We start from the raw sequence: 15,710 nt of genomic DNA, 5'->3' as shown, positions 1-15,710 counted from the left end.
GCAGGGTTGATGTGATTCAAGGCTGGCTTCCCGCGAAATCGCACATGATGGCAGTCGTCTATCGCCGTACATGGCGGATTGACGCATTGTCGCAAATTGCAACAGAGGGCGTCGCCGGGCGAGTGCCTCGGGTGTCCACATGCGGCGCAAAAAGAAGGGCCGCGCAAGGCGGCCCTTCAAAGTGTTACTGCAGCTGCGTGGATCAACCGCCGCGGCAGCTCGTCGGCAGGTACTGTGAGGGGACGGTGGTGGTGCCGTTCGCGCAATTCCAATGGATGCTGCCGCCGCCGGTCACAGGCGAGAAGGCAAGGATCTTGGTGTTGATGGCGGCGTTGGCTCCATACGTGCCCGTGTCGGAGAAAGTGGCTTCGATGACACCGTTGGCTGCCACGTTCACCGACGCTACGTACTTACCGGTGATGCTGCTCTCCGAGGCGACGCCAACGGCAGAGTTGTTCGACGCGGCCGACAGGCCCGACAAGATGCCCTTGTTGCTGTAGTACTCGGCCACCGCGGTCTGCGCCGCGCCGGCCAGTGTCGCGCCTTCCGACACCTGGGCGCGGATCAGGTAGTTCTGGTAGGCCGGCACGGCGATGGCGGCCAGGATCGCGATGATCGCCACGACGATCATCAGTTCGATCAGGGTAAAGCCCTTCTGTACGGTCTTCATGGTAGTTCCTCTCGAGAGTTGACTAGCGCAACGTTGCCCCCTGGGTTCCGGGCCCCGATCCCCCTAGGCGGGCTCGAAACCTCAAACGTCTTGGTCTGGAACGACCAGGAAGCCGGCTGTTTCGAAGCATCATGCGTGCCACGACAGCCGCGTACATGTTCCCACATCTGGATGGATTGGGTGTTGTGCATGGTGTCACGAAAGCAGGTAATACATGGGGCGCAGGTGTGCGGCGTGTCATTTCACGATTAGGTGGGGAACGTTCGATCCTGATCGTTTGCGACAGTTTGTGACAAAAAAAGTCAGTGCATGCGACCTGCGGGGGCATTTATTTGCGGCAGGTCGAAGGCAGGTATTGGCCTGGCACCGTGGAATGGGTGCTGCAGTTCCATGCGATGCTTCCATTGCTGGTCACGGGAGACAGCACCAACATGGAGCTGTTTATGGCGGTGTTGGCCTTTGGGCCGGCATAGGAGACTTCGATCCGGCCGGTGGATACGTTCACCTGGGACACGTAGTCGCCGTTGATCGAGGTGGCGGAGGGCAGGCCGGCCGTCGGGTTGCTCGTGGGGAATGTCCCTTTGTTCGCCACGAAATCCCATACAGCCGTTTCGGCACCCGATGCCAGGCTCATACCCTCGGACACTTGTGCCCGGATCAGGTAGTTCTGGTACGCCGGTACCGCGATGGCGGCCAGGATGGCGATGATCGCGACCACGATCATCAACTCAATGAGGGTAAAGCCGGACGACTGGCGGCGGTGCGACATGGTGGATCCCCCTGGTGGATGCACCGGATCAGGCAGTTTTCGTACCAAGGCTGCCGTTGGAATGTGATTGCCTGCACGGTTGGCGATGACTTGCGTCGTGGCGGACGGGTGCTTACCTTGCCCCATTGCTAATCACTCTGGGGAAAACCATGAAACGAGCCCTGACGGTCGCACTGCTGCTGGCGCTGGCAACCTCGCCCGCACTGGCGGCCGACACTGACACGGTGGCGCCGGTCGATACCGCGATCACGCTGGAACATGCGCCGCATCCGTTCAATGTGCGCGACCTGGTGATGATGCAGCGGGTGAGCGATCCGCAGTTGTCGCCGGACGGACGCTACGCGGCGTTCGGGCTGCGTAGTACGGACTATGCGGCGAACAAGGGCGTCAACGCGATTGCGGTGCTGGACCTGTCGCACGACGGCCAGCCGGTGACCGTGGTCGCGAAAGGAGCTTCCTCGCCGCGCTGGGCGCCGGACGGCAAGAGCCTCTACTACGTGGCGCCGGTCGGTGGCGTGGCGCAGTTGTGGCGAGTGGATTTTGTGGCAGGCAAGAGCGGTCTCGATCTGGCCGACCACAAGCCGCCGGTGCAGGTGAGCCACGGCGTGCTGGACATCCAGGAGTACAAGCTCGCGCCGGGCGGCAAGAGCGTGCTGCTTGCCTACGCGGTGTTCACCGATTGCGGCACGCTGGCCTGCACCAAGGCGAAGCAGGACCGGCGTGCGGAGGACAAGGCCACCGGCACGATCTACAAGAAGCTGTTCGTGCGGCACTGGGACACCTGGTCCGATGGCACGCGCAACCAGCTCTACCTTGGACGTTTCGGCGCGAATGGCCTGTTGCCGGCAGAGCCGACGCTGCTCTCGCGCGGCATCGACGGCGACATTCCCAGCAAGCCCTTCGGCGACGACAGCGAGTTCGCGTTCTCGCCCGACGGCAGGACGGTGTACTTCGACGTGCGCATCGCGGGCCACAGCGAGCCATGGTCGACCAACTTCGACATCTACAAGGTGCCGAGCGACGGCTCTGCCGCACCGGTGAACCTCACCGCCGAAAACAAGGCGTGGGATGCCTACCCGGTGCCGTCGCCGGACGGCAGGACGCTGTACTACCTCGCGATGAAGGTGCCGGGCTTCGAGGCGGACCGCTTCGGCATCATGGCGCTGGATCTGGCCACCGGCGCGAAGCATGAAGTCGATCCGCAATGGGATCGTTCGCCGGGCGGCATGGGCATTTCCGCCGACGGCAAGACGCTCTACGTCACCGCCGACGACGAGGGCCAGCATCCGCTGTTCGCGGTGGACACGGCCAACGGCAAGGTGCGGCAACTGGTCGGCGACGGCGAGGTGGACGGCTATTCGCTGGCCGGCTCGCGGTTGCTGCTGGCGCGCAACGACCTCAAGCATCCCACCGACCTCTACACCGTGAGTGCCAGCGGCAAGGATCTCAGGCAGGTTACCCATTACAACGCCGCTCTGCTGAAGAATGCACACGAAGGCGACTTCGAGTTCTTCACCTTCAAGGGCTGGCACAACGAGCCCGTGCAGGGCTATGTGGTGAAGCCGGCCGACTACCGGCCGGGCAGGAAATACCCGGTGGCCTTCATCATCCACGGCGGCCCGCAGGGTGCGATGACCAACAGCTGGAGCTACCGCTGGAACCCGCAAACCTACGCGGGGCAGGGCTTCGCGGTGGTGACGATCAACTTCCACGGCTCCACCGGCTACGGCCAGAAGTTCACCGATTCCATCTCGGGCGACTGGGGCGGCAAGCCACTGGAGGACCTGAAGCTCGGCTGGCAGGCCGCGCTGGACAAGTACAGCTTCCTCGACGGCAACCGTGCCTGCGCGCTGGGTGCCAGCTATGGCGGCTTCATGACCTACTGGATCGCCGGGATATGGAACCAGCCGTGGAAGTGCCTCGTCGACCACGACGGCGTGTTCGACTCGCGCATGATGTATTACGCCACCGAGGAGCTGTGGTTCGAGGAACACGAGAACGGCGGCCCGCAGTTCGAAGTGCCGGCCAACTACGAGAAGTTCAACCCGCTCGACCACGTCAAGGACTGGCGCGTGCCGATGCTGGTGGTGCATTCGGGCCACGACTTCCGCATCCCGCTCAGCCAGGGCCTGGGTGCATTCACCGCGCTGCAGCGCCGCGGCATCCCCAGCGAATTCCTCACCTTCCCCGACGAGAGCCACTGGGTGCTCAAGCCGCACAACAGCGTGCTGTGGCACGACACGGTGAATGCGTGGCTGAAGCAATGGACGGCGGAGCCGGAAACGCAGAAATAGGAGCGGACGTAGGAGCGGCTTCAGCCGCGATACTGTCAATGGAACGGCAGCCACAGGCTGCCGTTCCGTTGACAGGGTTGGGCTGCATGGCGTGTGATCGCGGCTGAAGCCGCTCCTACGGCGGCGTGGTCATGACCTACACGCCGCATCGCTTTTATCCGATACGACGTCATCATCGCGTCCATGGTGTGGCAGCGCATCCGTCGATCACCATGTCGGCATGCCTCGCATTTGCAACCCCGCCCAACATCGCCTGCGTGTCGGCCGTTGCTCGTTGCCCGGCCAAGTCTATCTGCTCACCACGGTCACCCATCAGCGCCGGCCGGTATTCGTTGACACCGAGCTCGCACGTCTTGCGGCGCGTTGTATCGGGGACGCCGGACTGTGGGCCGCGGGCCGCTGCCTGTGCTGGGTGCTGATGCCGGATCATTGGCACGGCTTGGTCGAACTGGGCGAAGGCGACGATCTCGCGCGTGTCATGCAGCGGTTCAAGGGCGTGCTTTCGCGGCGGATTGGACAGCAGATTCGCCTTGCTGGGCCGCTGTGGATGCATGGCTATCACGACCATGCATTGCGCCGCGATGAGGATCTTGCAGCGGCAGCGCGCTATGTCATTGCCAACCCGGTACGGGCTGGTTTGGCCGCCTGTCCATTGGATTGGCCGTATTGGGATGCGTGGTTCGTCGGCGACGGTCCAGATTGCCTGTTGTAGGAGCGGCTTCAGCCGCGATCACCGCGATGGCTATCGCGGCTGAAGCCGCTCCTACGGGCCGTTCCTACAGCCACTTCGCCCGCTTCAGCGCGAGATAGATGCCGCCCACCACGCAGGCCACCACACCGATGACGACCGGGTAGCTCCAGGATTCCGCGAGCTCGGGCATGTGGGTGAAGTTCATGCCGTACCAGCTGGTGATGAGAGTAGGGGCGGCGAGCATCGCCGCCCAGCCGGCGAGTTTCTTCATCACCTCGTTCTGGCCGAAGGTGACCAGCGACAGGTTCACGCTGATCGCGGCGGTGAGCATCTCGCGCATCGCGCTGATCGAGTCGTTGACGCGCGTCACGTGGTCGTGCACATCACGAAAGTAGGCCCGCAGTTCGTCTGGGATCAGCTGCGGATGCAGCCGCACCAGCTGGCTGATCACGTCCTGCAGCGGCGACACCGCGAGGCGCAGCGTCATCAGGTCGCGCTGCATGTCGTACAACCGGCGCACGGTGTCGCGGTTGAAGCTGGCGGCGAAGATATCCTGTTCCAGCTCCTGCAACTCTTCGCGGAAGTCGCGCACGATCGGCAGCAGGTTGTCGACGATGAAATCCAGCACGCTGTACAGGCCATAGCTCGGCCCCAGCGACAAGAGGTCTGGCGTGTGCTCGCAGCTGCGTCGCGCGGGCGCGTAGGAGAGCGAGGCGCCGTGGCGCACGGTGACCAGATAGCGTGCACCGAGGAAGATGTGCGTTTCGCCGAACGCGATGTGGCCGCCGTCCAGTTGGGCAGTCTGCACCACGATGAACAGCGAGTTGCCGTAGGCCTCGATCTTGGTGCGCTGGTGCGCGCTCTGCGCGTCCTCGATCGCGAGATCATGCAGGTCGAACTCCTCCTGCAGCCTCAGCAGCAGCGCCTCGTCCGGTTCGTGCAGGCCCACCCAGACGAAGGTGTCCGGCTCCTTGAGCACGTCGCTGATCGCGTCGATGCCCACGTCACCGATACGTTTGCCGTCGTTGCGGTAGGCGACGCAGTTGACCACCATGGCAGTGTCGGCTGGAGCGGTTGTGTCGTGTGTGGATATGGGCATGCCTGCATGATGCCGCCGCGGTGAGCATTGGGGCAATGCCGAGATCGTGGGCCGGCAACCCGCATGTCGTTCTCAATTCATGCATGGATGGGTCCGGTGACGATCATGACCCTGTACCATCGCCGCACTCGCATTCGTGGCGGCAGGGGCGCGACAGATGAAGGGACACGAATACCGGCTGGGTTACCGGGCCGACCTGGAAGGCTTGCGTGCCGTGGCGATCCTGCTCGTCGTGGCGGTGCATGCGGGCGTACCGTGGCTGCGCGGCGGTTTCGTCGGTGTAGACGTGTTCTTCGTGCTGTCCGGCTTCCTGATCACCGGCTTGCTGGTGCAAGAGGTGTCGGGAACGGGGCGGCTGCGTTTCGCGGAGTTCTACGTGCGCCGCCTGCGCCGGCTGATGCCGGCATTGTTGCTGATGCTTTTGGTGGTTGGGGTGCTTGCGGCATTGCTGCTGGCTCCGGCGGAGCAGCGAGAGCAATCATCTGCGGCTGCGATGGCAGCGCTGTGGTTGAGCAATGTCCATTTCGCATTCGCCCGACTGGATTATTTCGCGCCGGGCACCGAGACAAACCTTTTCCTGCACACCTGGTCGCTGGGTGTGGAGGAACAGTTCTATCTGATTTGGCCGGCGCTGCTGGTGTGGCTGCTTGGGCACGACGGCGAGCGTGGTATTGCGCGATTGAAGGTTGGCATGCTGGCAGTGTTGCTCGCCAGTCTGGCAACCTGCGTGCTGCTGACGTACAAAGCGCCGCAGCTGGCGTTCTACATGATGCCGATGCGCGCGTGGCAATTTGCTGCCGGGGCGCTGGTCTGGCTGTTCTTCAAGGCGCCGAAGGCGCCAACGGACTCATCACTGGGCAGAAACCGCCCCGGATGGCTGCATGCGGCCGGATGGTTGGGGCTGGTGCTGATTGCATTGGCGGGGACGCTGTTCAGTGCCTACATTCCATATCCTGGTGCCTACGCTTTGCTGCCGACCCTGGGTGCGGCTGGTGTCGTTGCCGCGGGTTGCGTGGCGACGCAGCCAACAGGCGTGTCACGCCTGCTGTCATGGCGCCCCTTGCAATGGATCGGCGGAATCTCCTATTCGTGGTATCTGTGGCATTGGCCGATCCTGCTTCTCGGTCATGCGGTCACGGGCTCGGATGCACCGATATATCGTGCGTGCTGGGTGTTGCTGTCGCTATCGCTTGCCTGCCTTTCCTGCGCGTGCATCGAGTCGCCGATCCGCAATCGGCAGGAATGGCTGGCGCGTCCGCGCATGGCGATATTCGGCGCACTGGCGCTGATGCTGGTGGCCAACAGCCTGTGTTTGCGTTGGTACAACCAAGCCGACGAGCGGATGAAGTCACCTGCCATGCAGCGGTACGTCATGGCGCACGGCGACGCGCCGGTGATCTACGGCATGGGTTGCGACGACTGGTATGCCAGTGATCGCGTGCGTATCTGCGCTTTCGGTCCGGCCAACGCGCCACATACGGCCGTGTTGATGGGTGACAGCCATGCCGGACAATGGTTTCCGGCAGTCGCCAAGGCATTCGATCGGCCGGGCTGGCGTCTGCTGGTACTCACCAAGTCGGCTTGTCCGATGGTGGACGAGCCGTTCTTCTACGCTCGCATCGGCAAGGAATACATGGTGTGCACGACATGGCGCGCGCACGCGCTGGAGAAGGTTGTTGCGCTTAAGCCGGATGTGCTGCTGCTGGGTAGCGCCGAATACGACTTCACGAGAGAGCAGTGGATCGATGGTACGGCCAGGGTGCTTGCCGCGTTGAGTCCGGCTACGGGTCACATCTACATCTTGCGTGACACGCCGCTTCTGCCTTTCGACGGGCCGAATTGTCTGGCTGGACATGAGGGGCGTCCGGCATGGCTGGGCCGGCAGCATGCTTGCACCGCTCCAGCGGTCGATCCAAGGGCAGAGCAGGTATATCGGTGGTTGGAACAGGCGGCCGCACGTTTCACCAATGTCAGCACACTGGATCTGGACCCGCAGGTTTGCCCCGGCGGGACGTGTTCGGCAGAGCGGGGAGGCCTGGTGGTTTTCCGGGACTCGCAGCACCTCACTGGCAGCTTTGCCGCCTCGATCGGATCGGTGCTTGCGCAGAAGCTAGGTATCGGCGGCGAGCACGCAACAGGCACGAATGGCAGTGGTGGCGTGCTGCTGAGAGCGCGCACCGCTACACATTGACGTACCCCTTTTCAGACATGCGCCAGCTGCCGCTGACTCCACGCCAGCGCCAACCACACCGGCAAGGCAAACAGGATCCACGGCTGATTCTGTTGCACGGTGCCAGGCAGCAGGTGCAACAGCGCGGCGACGAGCGCGGCGGCGAGTTGCAGGACCAGCGTGGCGTTGGCAAGGCGCGAAGGCGCGAGGCCGCGACGTGCACGCCACACGGCGCGCAACAGCAGGAAGGCGAGTGGGCTGAACAGCAGCAGGTTCGCATTGTTCCAGGCGGAGTGGTGGCTGGTCAGCGTCCACAGCACCAGCAGCAGCAGGCCGACGAGTCCGGCGACGATGAGGTAGAGCGCGGCGAGCAGGGCGTGGATGAGCCGCGCACGACGCGTGGTCATCGCGAGCACGCCGGCGAACACGAGCCCGGCTGCCCCCAGCGGCAGGCGCAGGTCCGGTGCCTGCGCAGGCGGTACGGGCAGCCGGTTGGGTGAGAGCAGCTGTTCGTCCTGCACCAGCGGCTGTGTGCCGCCGTGGCCGTCGGGTACGCGTATGTCACGCAGGTGGGTCTGCAGTTCGTAGGGCAGGAAGCTTTCGCTCCAGGCCGTCATCGGCTGGTCGGCATAGGGGCCGAGGCCGAGGTCGAGCAGCAGCATCAGCCAGGGCTGTGCGCTCATCAGGCGGTCGGTCTGCTGGCGGTAGGTCATGCCGCCGGCCTGCGCGGCGAGGCGCGTCTTGATGATGCCGCCGAGTGCCTTGTCCAGCGCGTCGCGCACGCGGGTGGTGCAGTTGTCGACGTAGTAGTCGTAGTTGTAGCCGGCGTTTTCGGGGCGCAGGTTCCAGAACAGGAAGTCGCGCAGCGCGGCGGTCTGTTCCGGCGCGAGGGCGAGGTGCTGGCGGGTGATCGAGCGGCCCACCTGGACGTAGTAGCCCTCCTCGTCGCCGGTGGGTTCGGCATCCATCAGGTAGTGCATGCGGCCGCGCGCGAAATTGAGGAAGAAGTTCTTCTCGTTGAAGTCGAACACGCCGTAGTTGAAGTTCACCGCCTCGCCGCTGACGGTGTCGCGCAGTTCCAGCGCGTCGTGGCCGAAGCGCTCCCAGTAGACGTCGCCCGGGCCGTAGGTGACCAGCGAGACTTCGAGGTTCGCGCCGGGGGCGTTGGCGACGCTGGCGCGGGCCGGGCCGATGACCAGCAGAAGCAGGGCGAGCAGGGAAAGCAGCTTGGCGAGAGAGGGCATGGTTGTCCGTATTGTAGGAGCGCACCCTGTGCGCGATTGCCCTTGGCTTTGATCAGATGCCAGGGCAGTCGCGCACAGGGTGCGCTCCTACAGGGTCAGGCTTCGCGGCGGCGCGTCACACGGAATTGCTGCACGCGGCGATCGTCGGCCTCGGTGACATGGAACAGGAATTCGCCGGCGCCGGCTTCCTCGCCCGCTTCGGGCAGGTGGCCGAATTCGGCGGTGATCAGGCCGCCGATGGTGTCGAACTCCTCGTCGGGGAATGTCGCGCCCACTTCCTCGTTGAAATCCTCGATGGGGGTGAGCGCGCTGATCAGCCACGAGCCGTCGGCCTGCGCGTGGATCAGTGCGGGCTCTTCCTCGTCGTCGTGCTCGTCGTCGATCTCGCCGACGATCTGTTCCAGCACGTCCTCGATGGTGATCAGGCCGGCTACGCCGCCGTATTCGTCCACCACCGTCGCCATGTGGTTGCGGCTGCGGCGGAACTCGGCCAGCAGCACGTTGAGGCGCATCGATTCGGGGATCAGCACCGCGGGACGCAGGATCGCGCGGATGTCGAAGTCGGCGCCGTTGCCGAAAAACTTCAGCAGGTCCTTGGCCAGCAGCACGCCGAGGATGTCGTCCTTGTCCTCGCCGTGGACGGGGAAGCGCGAATGGCCGGATTCGACCACGGCGGCGAGGATGTCCTGGAGCGGTGCGTCGGCGGCGATCATCACGATCTGCACGCGCGGCACCATCACGTCGTCCACGCTCAGCTCGGTGACCTTGAGGGCACCTTCCAGCATGGGCAGGGTGTCGGCGCCGAGCAGGCCGTTGACCTGGGCGGTGCGCAGCTCGTCGATCAGTTCCGCGCGATTGCGCGGCTCGCCGGAAAACAGGTGGCCCAGTCGATCCCACCAGGTGCGATGGGCCGGGCCGCTGGTACTGCCGGGGTCGTCGTTCATTACTCGATGTGCAACTGCCCGGAGCCGGGCGGAAACACGAGTCTAGCGGAAAATCCGTGACAATTCAGGGCGTAGGAGCGGCGTAGGAGCGGCGTAGGAGCGGCTTCAGCCGCGATTCCCCAGCCGGTCGGGCTGAAGCCGCTCCTACGGCATCGGCGCGTGGGGAGCGCCGGCGCGCGGTCATGCGTAGGGATCGGCGATGCCCAGCCCGGCGAGAATGCGCGTCTCCAGCGCCTCCATCACCTCGGCTTCCGCCTCCACGAGGTGGTCGTAGCCGAGCAGGTGCAGGGTGCCGTGGACGGTGAGATGGGCCCAGTGGTCGCGCGCGCGCTTGCCTTGTTCGGCGGCTTCGCGCGCCACCACGGGGGCGCAGATCACCATGTCGCCGATCAGCGGCAATTCGAGGTCCGGCGGCAGCCCGGCCTCGAAGGAGAGCACGTTGGTGGCGTAGTCCTTGCCGCGGTAGTCGCGGTTGAGCGCGCGGCCCTCGTCGGCGCCGACGATGCGGATGGACAGTTCCGCCGGCTTGCGCCGCTTCGCGCCACGCAGCGCAGCCTCCACCCAGCGCCGGAAACTCGCGGCCGAGGGAATGCCTGCGCGCGGCACGGCGTAGCCAAGGTGGACGGTCGTGTTCGACGGTAGGAGCGGCTTCAGCCGCGATTGGGTGCCGGTCGCGGCTGAAGCCGCTCCTACGCGCTTCATTTGGCGTCCTCGTCCTTCTGCTCGAAGGCCTCGTAGGCGCGCACGATCTTCGCCACCAGCGGATGCCGCACCACGTCGCGCGAGGTGAAGAAGGTGAAGCTGATGCCGTCCACGCCGCGCAGCACCTCCACTGCGTGACGCAGGCCGGAGCGCACGTTGCGCGGCAGGTCGACTTGGCTGACGTCGCCGGTGATCACCGCCACCGAGCCGAAGCCGATGCGGGTGAGGAACATCTTCATCTGCTCGACGGTGGTGTTCTGCGCCTCGTCGAGGATCACGTAGGAATCGTTGAGCGTGCGGCCGCGCATGTAGGCCAGCGGGGCGATCTCGATCACGTTGCGCTCGATCAGCTTGGCCACCTTCTCGAAGCCGAGCATCTCGTACAGCGCGTCGTACAGCGGGCGCAGGTAAGGGTCGACCTTCTGCGTGAGATCGCCCGGCAGGAAGCCCAGCTTTTCGCCGGCCTCGACGGCAGGACGCACCAGCAGCAGGCGCTGCACGCGGTTCGCTTCCAGCGCCTCCACCGCGCTGGCGACGGCGAGGTAGGTCTTGCCGGTTCCGGCCGGACCCACGCCGAAGCTGATGTCGTGGCGCGCGATGGCGTGCAGGTAGCGCGCCTGGTTGGGGCCGCGGCCCTTGATCACGCCGCGCTTCACCTTGATGGCGACGTCCTGCGCGCCTTCGCCCGCATCGTCGGCCAGTGCGTCCACGCCGGACTCGGCCAGGTGCAGGTTGATCTTCGCGCCGTTCAGGGTTTCGTTCTCGGTGACGGCGTACAGCGCGCGCAGCACCTTCTCGGTGGTCCGCACGGAGGCTTCCTCGCCGATCGCCTTGAACAGGTTGCCGCGGTGGTCGATCTCCACGCCCAGGCGCAGTTCGATCTGGCGCAAATGCTCGTCGAACGGCCCGCACAGGCTGGCAAGCCGGGCGTTGTCTTCCGGATCGAGGGCGAAATCGCGTTCGTTGAGGCCTGGGGTCATGCTTTTTGGCTTCCTCTCCCCTCCGGGGAGAGGATTGAGGTGAGGGGATGGTCTTGCGAAAAGCTTGTGGGGCGTGTGGCCAGATTGGCCCCTCGCCCCGGCCCTCTCCCCGGAGGGGAGAGGGAGTAACGCTCAGGCTGCTTCTTCGGCCAGCGCATGCACGCGCCCGCGCAGCGAGTTGGTCATGGCATCGGTGATCAGCACGTCGACGAAGCGGCCGATCATGCGTGCGTCGCCTGGGAAGTTCACGTAGCGCATGTTCTCGGTGCGGCCGGCGAGTTCATGCGGGTTCTTGGTGCTCGGCTTCTCCACCAGCACGCGCTGCACGGTGCCGACCATCGCCTCGTTGATGGCCTTCGCCTTGGCGTTGATCGCGGCCTGCAGGCGCTCCAGCCGCTGGTGCTTCACCGCCATCGGCGTGTCATCGGCGAGGCTGGCCGCGGGGGTGCCGGGGCGTGCGGAAAAGATGAAGGAGAAGCTCTGGTCGAAGCCCACGTCCTCGATCAGCTGCATGGTCTTGCCGAAATCCTCGTCGGTCTCGCCGGGGAAGCCCACGATGAAGTCCGAGCTGATGCAGATGTCCGGGCGCACGGCGCGCAGCTTGCGGATCTTCTGCTTGAACTCCAGCGCGGTGTAGCCGCGCTTCATCGCCGCGAGGATGCGGTCCGAGCCGGCCTGCACCGGCAGGTGCAGGAAGTTGGCGAGCTTGGGCACGCTGGCGTAGGCCTCGACCAGCGAGTCGGAGAACTCCAGCGGATGCGAGGTGGTGAAGCGGATGCGGCCGATGCCCTCGATCTGCGCGATGGCGTGGATCAGCACGGCGAGGTCGGCGATGCCGCCGTCGTGCATCGGGCCGCGGTAGGCGTTGACGTTCTGGCCCAGCAGATTCACCTCGCGCACGCCCTGTCCGGCGAGCTGCGCCACTTCCACCAACACGTCGTCGAACGGACGGCTGATCTCGGTGCCGCGGGTATAGGGCACCACGCAGTAGCTGCAGTACTTGGAGCAGCCTTCCATGATCGAGACGAAGGCGGTGGGACCCTCGGCGCGCGGCTCGGGCAGCTTGTCGAACTTCTCGATCTCGGGGAAGGAGATGTCCACCTGCGGCTGGTGCGTGGCGCGGTTCGCCTCGATCAGCTCGGGCAGGCGGTGCAGGGTCTGCGGGCCGAACACCAGGTCCACGAACGGCGCGCGCTTGATGATGGCCTCGCCTTCCTGGCTGGCCACGCAGCCGCCCACGCCGATCAGCACCGGCTTGCCGCCCTGCTTGAATTCCCTCCAGCGGCCGAGCTGGCTGAACACCTTCTCCTGCGCCTTCTCGCGGATCGAGCAGGTGTTGATCAGGATCACGTCCGCCTCGGACTCGTCCTGGGTCAGCTCCAGGCCGTGCGACGCCTTGAGCACGTCGGCCATCTTGGCCGAGTCGTACTCGTTCATCTGGCAGCCGTGGGTCTTGATGAAGAGCTTTTGGGGAGCTGGCTTGCCGCTCATGGGTCGGGGTACCGTGGTTGCTCGGGCGCGGCGGGTGGCGCCGAACCGTGCAGTTTACGCCGGCCAGTCGCCGGCTGCCAGCAAGCGGGCCTGACGGATCAGGCACTTGGGGGAGTTTTACGGGCGGACACAGCGCACGAAACGGCGCGATCGCTCTTGGCGCGGGAGTCCTGCAGCGGCACACTGCGGCCATGTCCGACGCCGTACGCCACAGGGGGAGTGCCGGCCGGCTCGCTGCAGGCTCCCCGTCATCCAGCACGATCCCGCGGCGGATCGCACTGGGCTGCGTCCTGCTGGCGGGGGTGCTGTGGTGGCCCATGGCGCACGCGGGTGATCTGTATCGCTGCAGCGGCGCCCAGGGCGAGGTGGTATTCACCGGCAGTACCGCGGGCTATCACACCTGCCGCAAGCTTGGCAGCTATGGCGCGCCGGCGCGTCATGCGTCCAGGGCCTCGCTGCAGCATGTGCAGGGGGCGGTGGTGGGCACCAGGCTGCAAGCCGATGCCGGCGTGGCTTCGCTGACAGCCGTGCGCGGCAGCGTGCTGAGCACGGCGAAACTGCCGCCGGCCGATGACCCGTTGCCGCCGGCCTCGGTGGTTCCGGCGGCCCTGCGCGGGCACTGGACTTACCAGCAGTCGAGCGGCGGCGCGGGTGCGCTGCCCGACATGCCCGCCGCCGCGGCGCCGGGCGACCGTGTGCTGCGTGGCGCGGTGTACCGCATCGTGCGTGCCGATGGCGGCGTGGAGTACACCAACATTCGGCCGGCCGGCCGCAACGCGCACGCGGCGACAATGCTGTTCAGCTACATCGCCACCTGCTTCGCCTGCAACCTGCACTCGACCATCCATTGGGGCAGCGTGCCACTCAACCTCGATGCCTACGCCGAAGCGATCCGCTCGGCGAGCGTGGAGTACGGCGTGGACGAGGCCTTCCTGCGCGCGATCATCCACGCCGAGAGTGCGTTCAATCCGCGTGCGCTGTCGCTCAAGGGCGCGCAGGGGCTGATGCAGCTGATGCCGGGCACCGCCAACGACATGGGCGTGCTGGATGCGTTCGACACCGGCCAGAACATCCGCGGCGGCGCGCGCTACCTGAGTCTGCTGCTGCATGACTTCGGCGGCAACGAACACCTGGCCGCCGCGGCCTACAACGCCGGCCCCGGCGCGGTGCAGCGCTACAACGGTGTGCCGCCGTATGCGGAGACCCAGGTCTACGTGCAGCGCGTGGACACCTTGCGCAAGCGCTACGAGGCGGCGTTGCATCCACCACTGGCGGCGGTAAGGCCGGGGTTGGGTTGAACCGGGGTGATGCGGGGGCGTAGGAGCGGATTCAGCCGCGACCGGCAGACGAATCGCGGCTGAAGCCGCTCCTACGGGGTGCTCTCGGGCGTCGCGGCTTCCATGCTCATCGGCGGACGCTCGGTGAGCGTGGCCGAGGTGTGGAACGGGCTGCCGTTGCGCAGGCCGGAGAGTTCCACCGTGGTGCCGGGCTTGATCGCCGACTCGCGCCGGCGCAGGTCGGACGGATCGCGGATGTCGTCGTCGCCGATGCGCAGCAGGATGTCGTGCGGCTGGATGCCGGCCTGCGCGGCAGGGCTGCCGGGATACACGTCGGTGACCAGGGCGCCACGCGCCGCCGCGGGCAGGCCGCTGTTGGCGGCCACCGGCACGAAGGTGTAGTCCGCGCCCAGCCAGCCGCGCACCACGTGGCCGGTGGCGACGATCTGGTCAAGCACCTTCTTGGCGGTGCCCGCCGGGATCGCGAAGCCGATGCCCTCGGCGTTGGCGGCCTTGCCGATCAGCAGGGTATTGATGCCCACCAGCCTGCCGTCGGCGTTGACCAGCGCGCCGCCGGAGTTGCCGAGGTTGATCGCCGCGTCGGTCTGGATGAAGTCCTCGGCGCTGGATCCGTTCAACTGGCGGCCCACCGCGCTGACGATGCCCATCGTCACGGTCTGGTTGAGGCCCAGCGGGTTGCCGATCGCCAACACCACGTCGCCGGGGCGAGGCTTCTGTTCGGCGAGCCGGATCACCGGCAGGTTGCCGGCGTCGATCTTCAGCACGGCGAGGTCGGTCTCCTCGTCCGAGCCGACCACGGTGGCCTTGGCCACGCGGCCGTCGTACAGCAGCACCTGGATGTCGGTGGCGTGCGCGATCACGTGGTAGTTGGTGAGTACGTAGCCCTGCGCGCTGACGATCACGCCCGAGCCCAGGGTCTGCTCGCGGCGCGCATAGGTGGTGAGGGTGCCGCCGAGCAGTTGCTGCAGGATGGGGTTGTCGTACATCTTGATCGCCCGCTCGTTGACGATCTTGTTGGCGTAGATGTTCACCACCGATGGTGCCGCGACGGCGACCGCCCCGGCATAGGAGGCCGGCGCGGCGATGCCCGGCGCGCTCGCGTCCGGCGTGGCGGGCAGCCCCAGCCGCACGCGCAGGCGCTCGCCGCTGCCTGGCCAGAACAGGCCGATCACGAACGCCGCCGCGAGGCCGATGACGACACAGCGGGCGAGGAAGGCGAGCGTGCCGGCGGCATGTTTCATGTCGTGCTGCAATCCGTGACGGGCGGGCGGACGGTAGGGTAGGCTGGCGACGGCAGGGAGCGTCGATACGCCGCGGCACTTTTATTGTACGGTGCAGGGGCTGACGCTAGACTAACG

Annotated in this window: 13 protein-coding genes; 4 read left to right on the top strand and 9 right to left on the bottom strand. The window is 65.9% G+C overall.

What is annotated here, in order from left to right:
* Window positions 1-202 precede the first annotated feature (202 nt).
* The gene (locus ABQJ54_RS05275) at window positions 203-670 is read right to left on the bottom strand and encodes a pilin (protein WP_367853216.1); all 468 of its coding nucleotides are present in this window, start codon (window positions 668-670) and stop codon (window positions 203-205) included.
* 328 nt (window positions 671-998) lie between these two features.
* Window positions 999-1,439: a pilin gene (locus ABQJ54_RS05270; RefSeq protein WP_367853215.1), complete on the bottom strand. Its 441-nt coding sequence runs from the start codon at window positions 1,437-1,439 to the stop codon at window positions 999-1,001.
* Window positions 1,440-1,588: 149 nt separating this feature from the next.
* On the opposite strand from ABQJ54_RS05270, the gene ABQJ54_RS05265 reads away from it, so the two are divergent.
* Both ABQJ54_RS05265 and ABQJ54_RS05260 read left to right on the top strand, forming a co-directional pair.
* Window positions 1,589-3,733 carry a dipeptidyl-peptidase 5 gene (locus ABQJ54_RS05265; protein WP_367853214.1) on the top strand — a complete coding sequence of 715 codons (2,145 nt, stop codon included), beginning with the start codon at window positions 1,589-1,591 and terminating at the stop codon, window positions 3,731-3,733.
* 220 nt (window positions 3,734-3,953) lie between these two features.
* Window positions 3,954-4,445: an REP-associated tyrosine transposase gene (locus ABQJ54_RS05260; protein WP_367853213.1), complete on the top strand. Its 492-nt coding sequence runs from the start codon at window positions 3,954-3,956 to the stop codon at window positions 4,443-4,445.
* 64 nt (window positions 4,446-4,509) lie between these two features.
* Here ABQJ54_RS05260 and ABQJ54_RS05255 read toward each other — a convergent pair whose 3' ends face one another.
* Window positions 4,510-5,478, bottom strand: coding sequence for a magnesium and cobalt transport protein CorA (locus ABQJ54_RS05255; protein WP_367853212.1), 969 nt, complete (start codon window positions 5,476-5,478; stop codon window positions 4,510-4,512).
* 202 nt (window positions 5,479-5,680) lie between these two features.
* On the opposite strand from ABQJ54_RS05255, the gene ABQJ54_RS05250 reads away from it, so the two are divergent.
* Window positions 5,681-7,714 carry an acyltransferase family protein gene (locus ABQJ54_RS05250; RefSeq protein ID WP_367853211.1) on the top strand — a complete coding sequence of 678 codons (2,034 nt, stop codon included), beginning with the start codon at window positions 5,681-5,683 and terminating at the stop codon, window positions 7,712-7,714.
* 11 nt (window positions 7,715-7,725) lie between these two features.
* Here ABQJ54_RS05250 and ABQJ54_RS05245 read toward each other — a convergent pair whose 3' ends face one another.
* From ABQJ54_RS05245 to miaB, 5 genes are all read right to left on the bottom strand, one after another.
* Window positions 7,726-8,937: a lipoprotein N-acyltransferase Lnb domain-containing protein gene (locus ABQJ54_RS05245; RefSeq protein ID WP_367853210.1), complete on the bottom strand. Its 1,212-nt coding sequence runs from the start codon at window positions 8,935-8,937 to the stop codon at window positions 7,726-7,728.
* Between the two features lie 95 nt (window positions 8,938-9,032).
* Window positions 9,033-9,881 carry a CorC family transporter gene (locus ABQJ54_RS05240; protein ID WP_367853209.1) on the bottom strand — a complete coding sequence of 283 codons (849 nt, stop codon included), beginning with the start codon at window positions 9,879-9,881 and terminating at the stop codon, window positions 9,033-9,035.
* Window positions 9,882-10,061: 180 nt separating this feature from the next.
* Window positions 10,062-10,583, bottom strand: coding sequence for an rRNA maturation RNase YbeY (gene ybeY / locus ABQJ54_RS05235; protein WP_367853208.1), 522 nt, complete (start codon window positions 10,581-10,583; stop codon window positions 10,062-10,064).
* Window positions 10,580-11,563, bottom strand: a complete 984-nt coding sequence (locus ABQJ54_RS05230) for a PhoH family protein (protein ID WP_367853207.1) — start codon at window positions 11,561-11,563, stop codon at window positions 10,580-10,582. The genes ybeY and ABQJ54_RS05230 overlap by 4 nt, the downstream gene beginning before the upstream one ends.
* 132 nt (window positions 11,564-11,695) lie before the next feature.
* Entirely contained in the window at window positions 11,696-13,054 is a 1,359-nt protein-coding gene (gene miaB, locus ABQJ54_RS05225; RefSeq protein WP_367853206.1) for a tRNA (N6-isopentenyl adenosine(37)-C2)-methylthiotransferase MiaB, read from the bottom strand.
* Between the two features lie 191 nt (window positions 13,055-13,245).
* Here miaB and ABQJ54_RS05220 point away from each other — a divergent pair, with 191 nt between their 5' ends.
* Window positions 13,246-14,352 carry a lytic transglycosylase domain-containing protein gene (locus tag ABQJ54_RS05220; RefSeq protein ID WP_367853205.1) on the top strand — a complete coding sequence of 369 codons (1,107 nt, stop codon included), beginning with the start codon at window positions 13,246-13,248 and terminating at the stop codon, window positions 14,350-14,352.
* A gap of 71 nt (window positions 14,353-14,423) precedes the next feature.
* On the opposite strand, the gene ABQJ54_RS05215 is transcribed toward ABQJ54_RS05220, so the two are convergent.
* Window positions 14,424-15,593, bottom strand: a complete 1,170-nt coding sequence (locus ABQJ54_RS05215) for a S1C family serine protease (protein WP_367853204.1) — start codon at window positions 15,591-15,593, stop codon at window positions 14,424-14,426.
* Window positions 15,594-15,710: the final 117 nt, after the last annotated feature.

The sequence above is a fragment of the Rhodanobacter lycopersici genome (genome assembly GCF_040812335.1).
Taxonomy (GTDB): Bacteria; Pseudomonadota; Gammaproteobacteria; order Xanthomonadales; family Rhodanobacteraceae; genus Rhodanobacter_A; species Rhodanobacter_A lycopersici.
The sequence above is the reverse complement of the archived record's forward strand: the minus strand, read 5'-3'. Positions and strand labels throughout refer to the sequence as shown.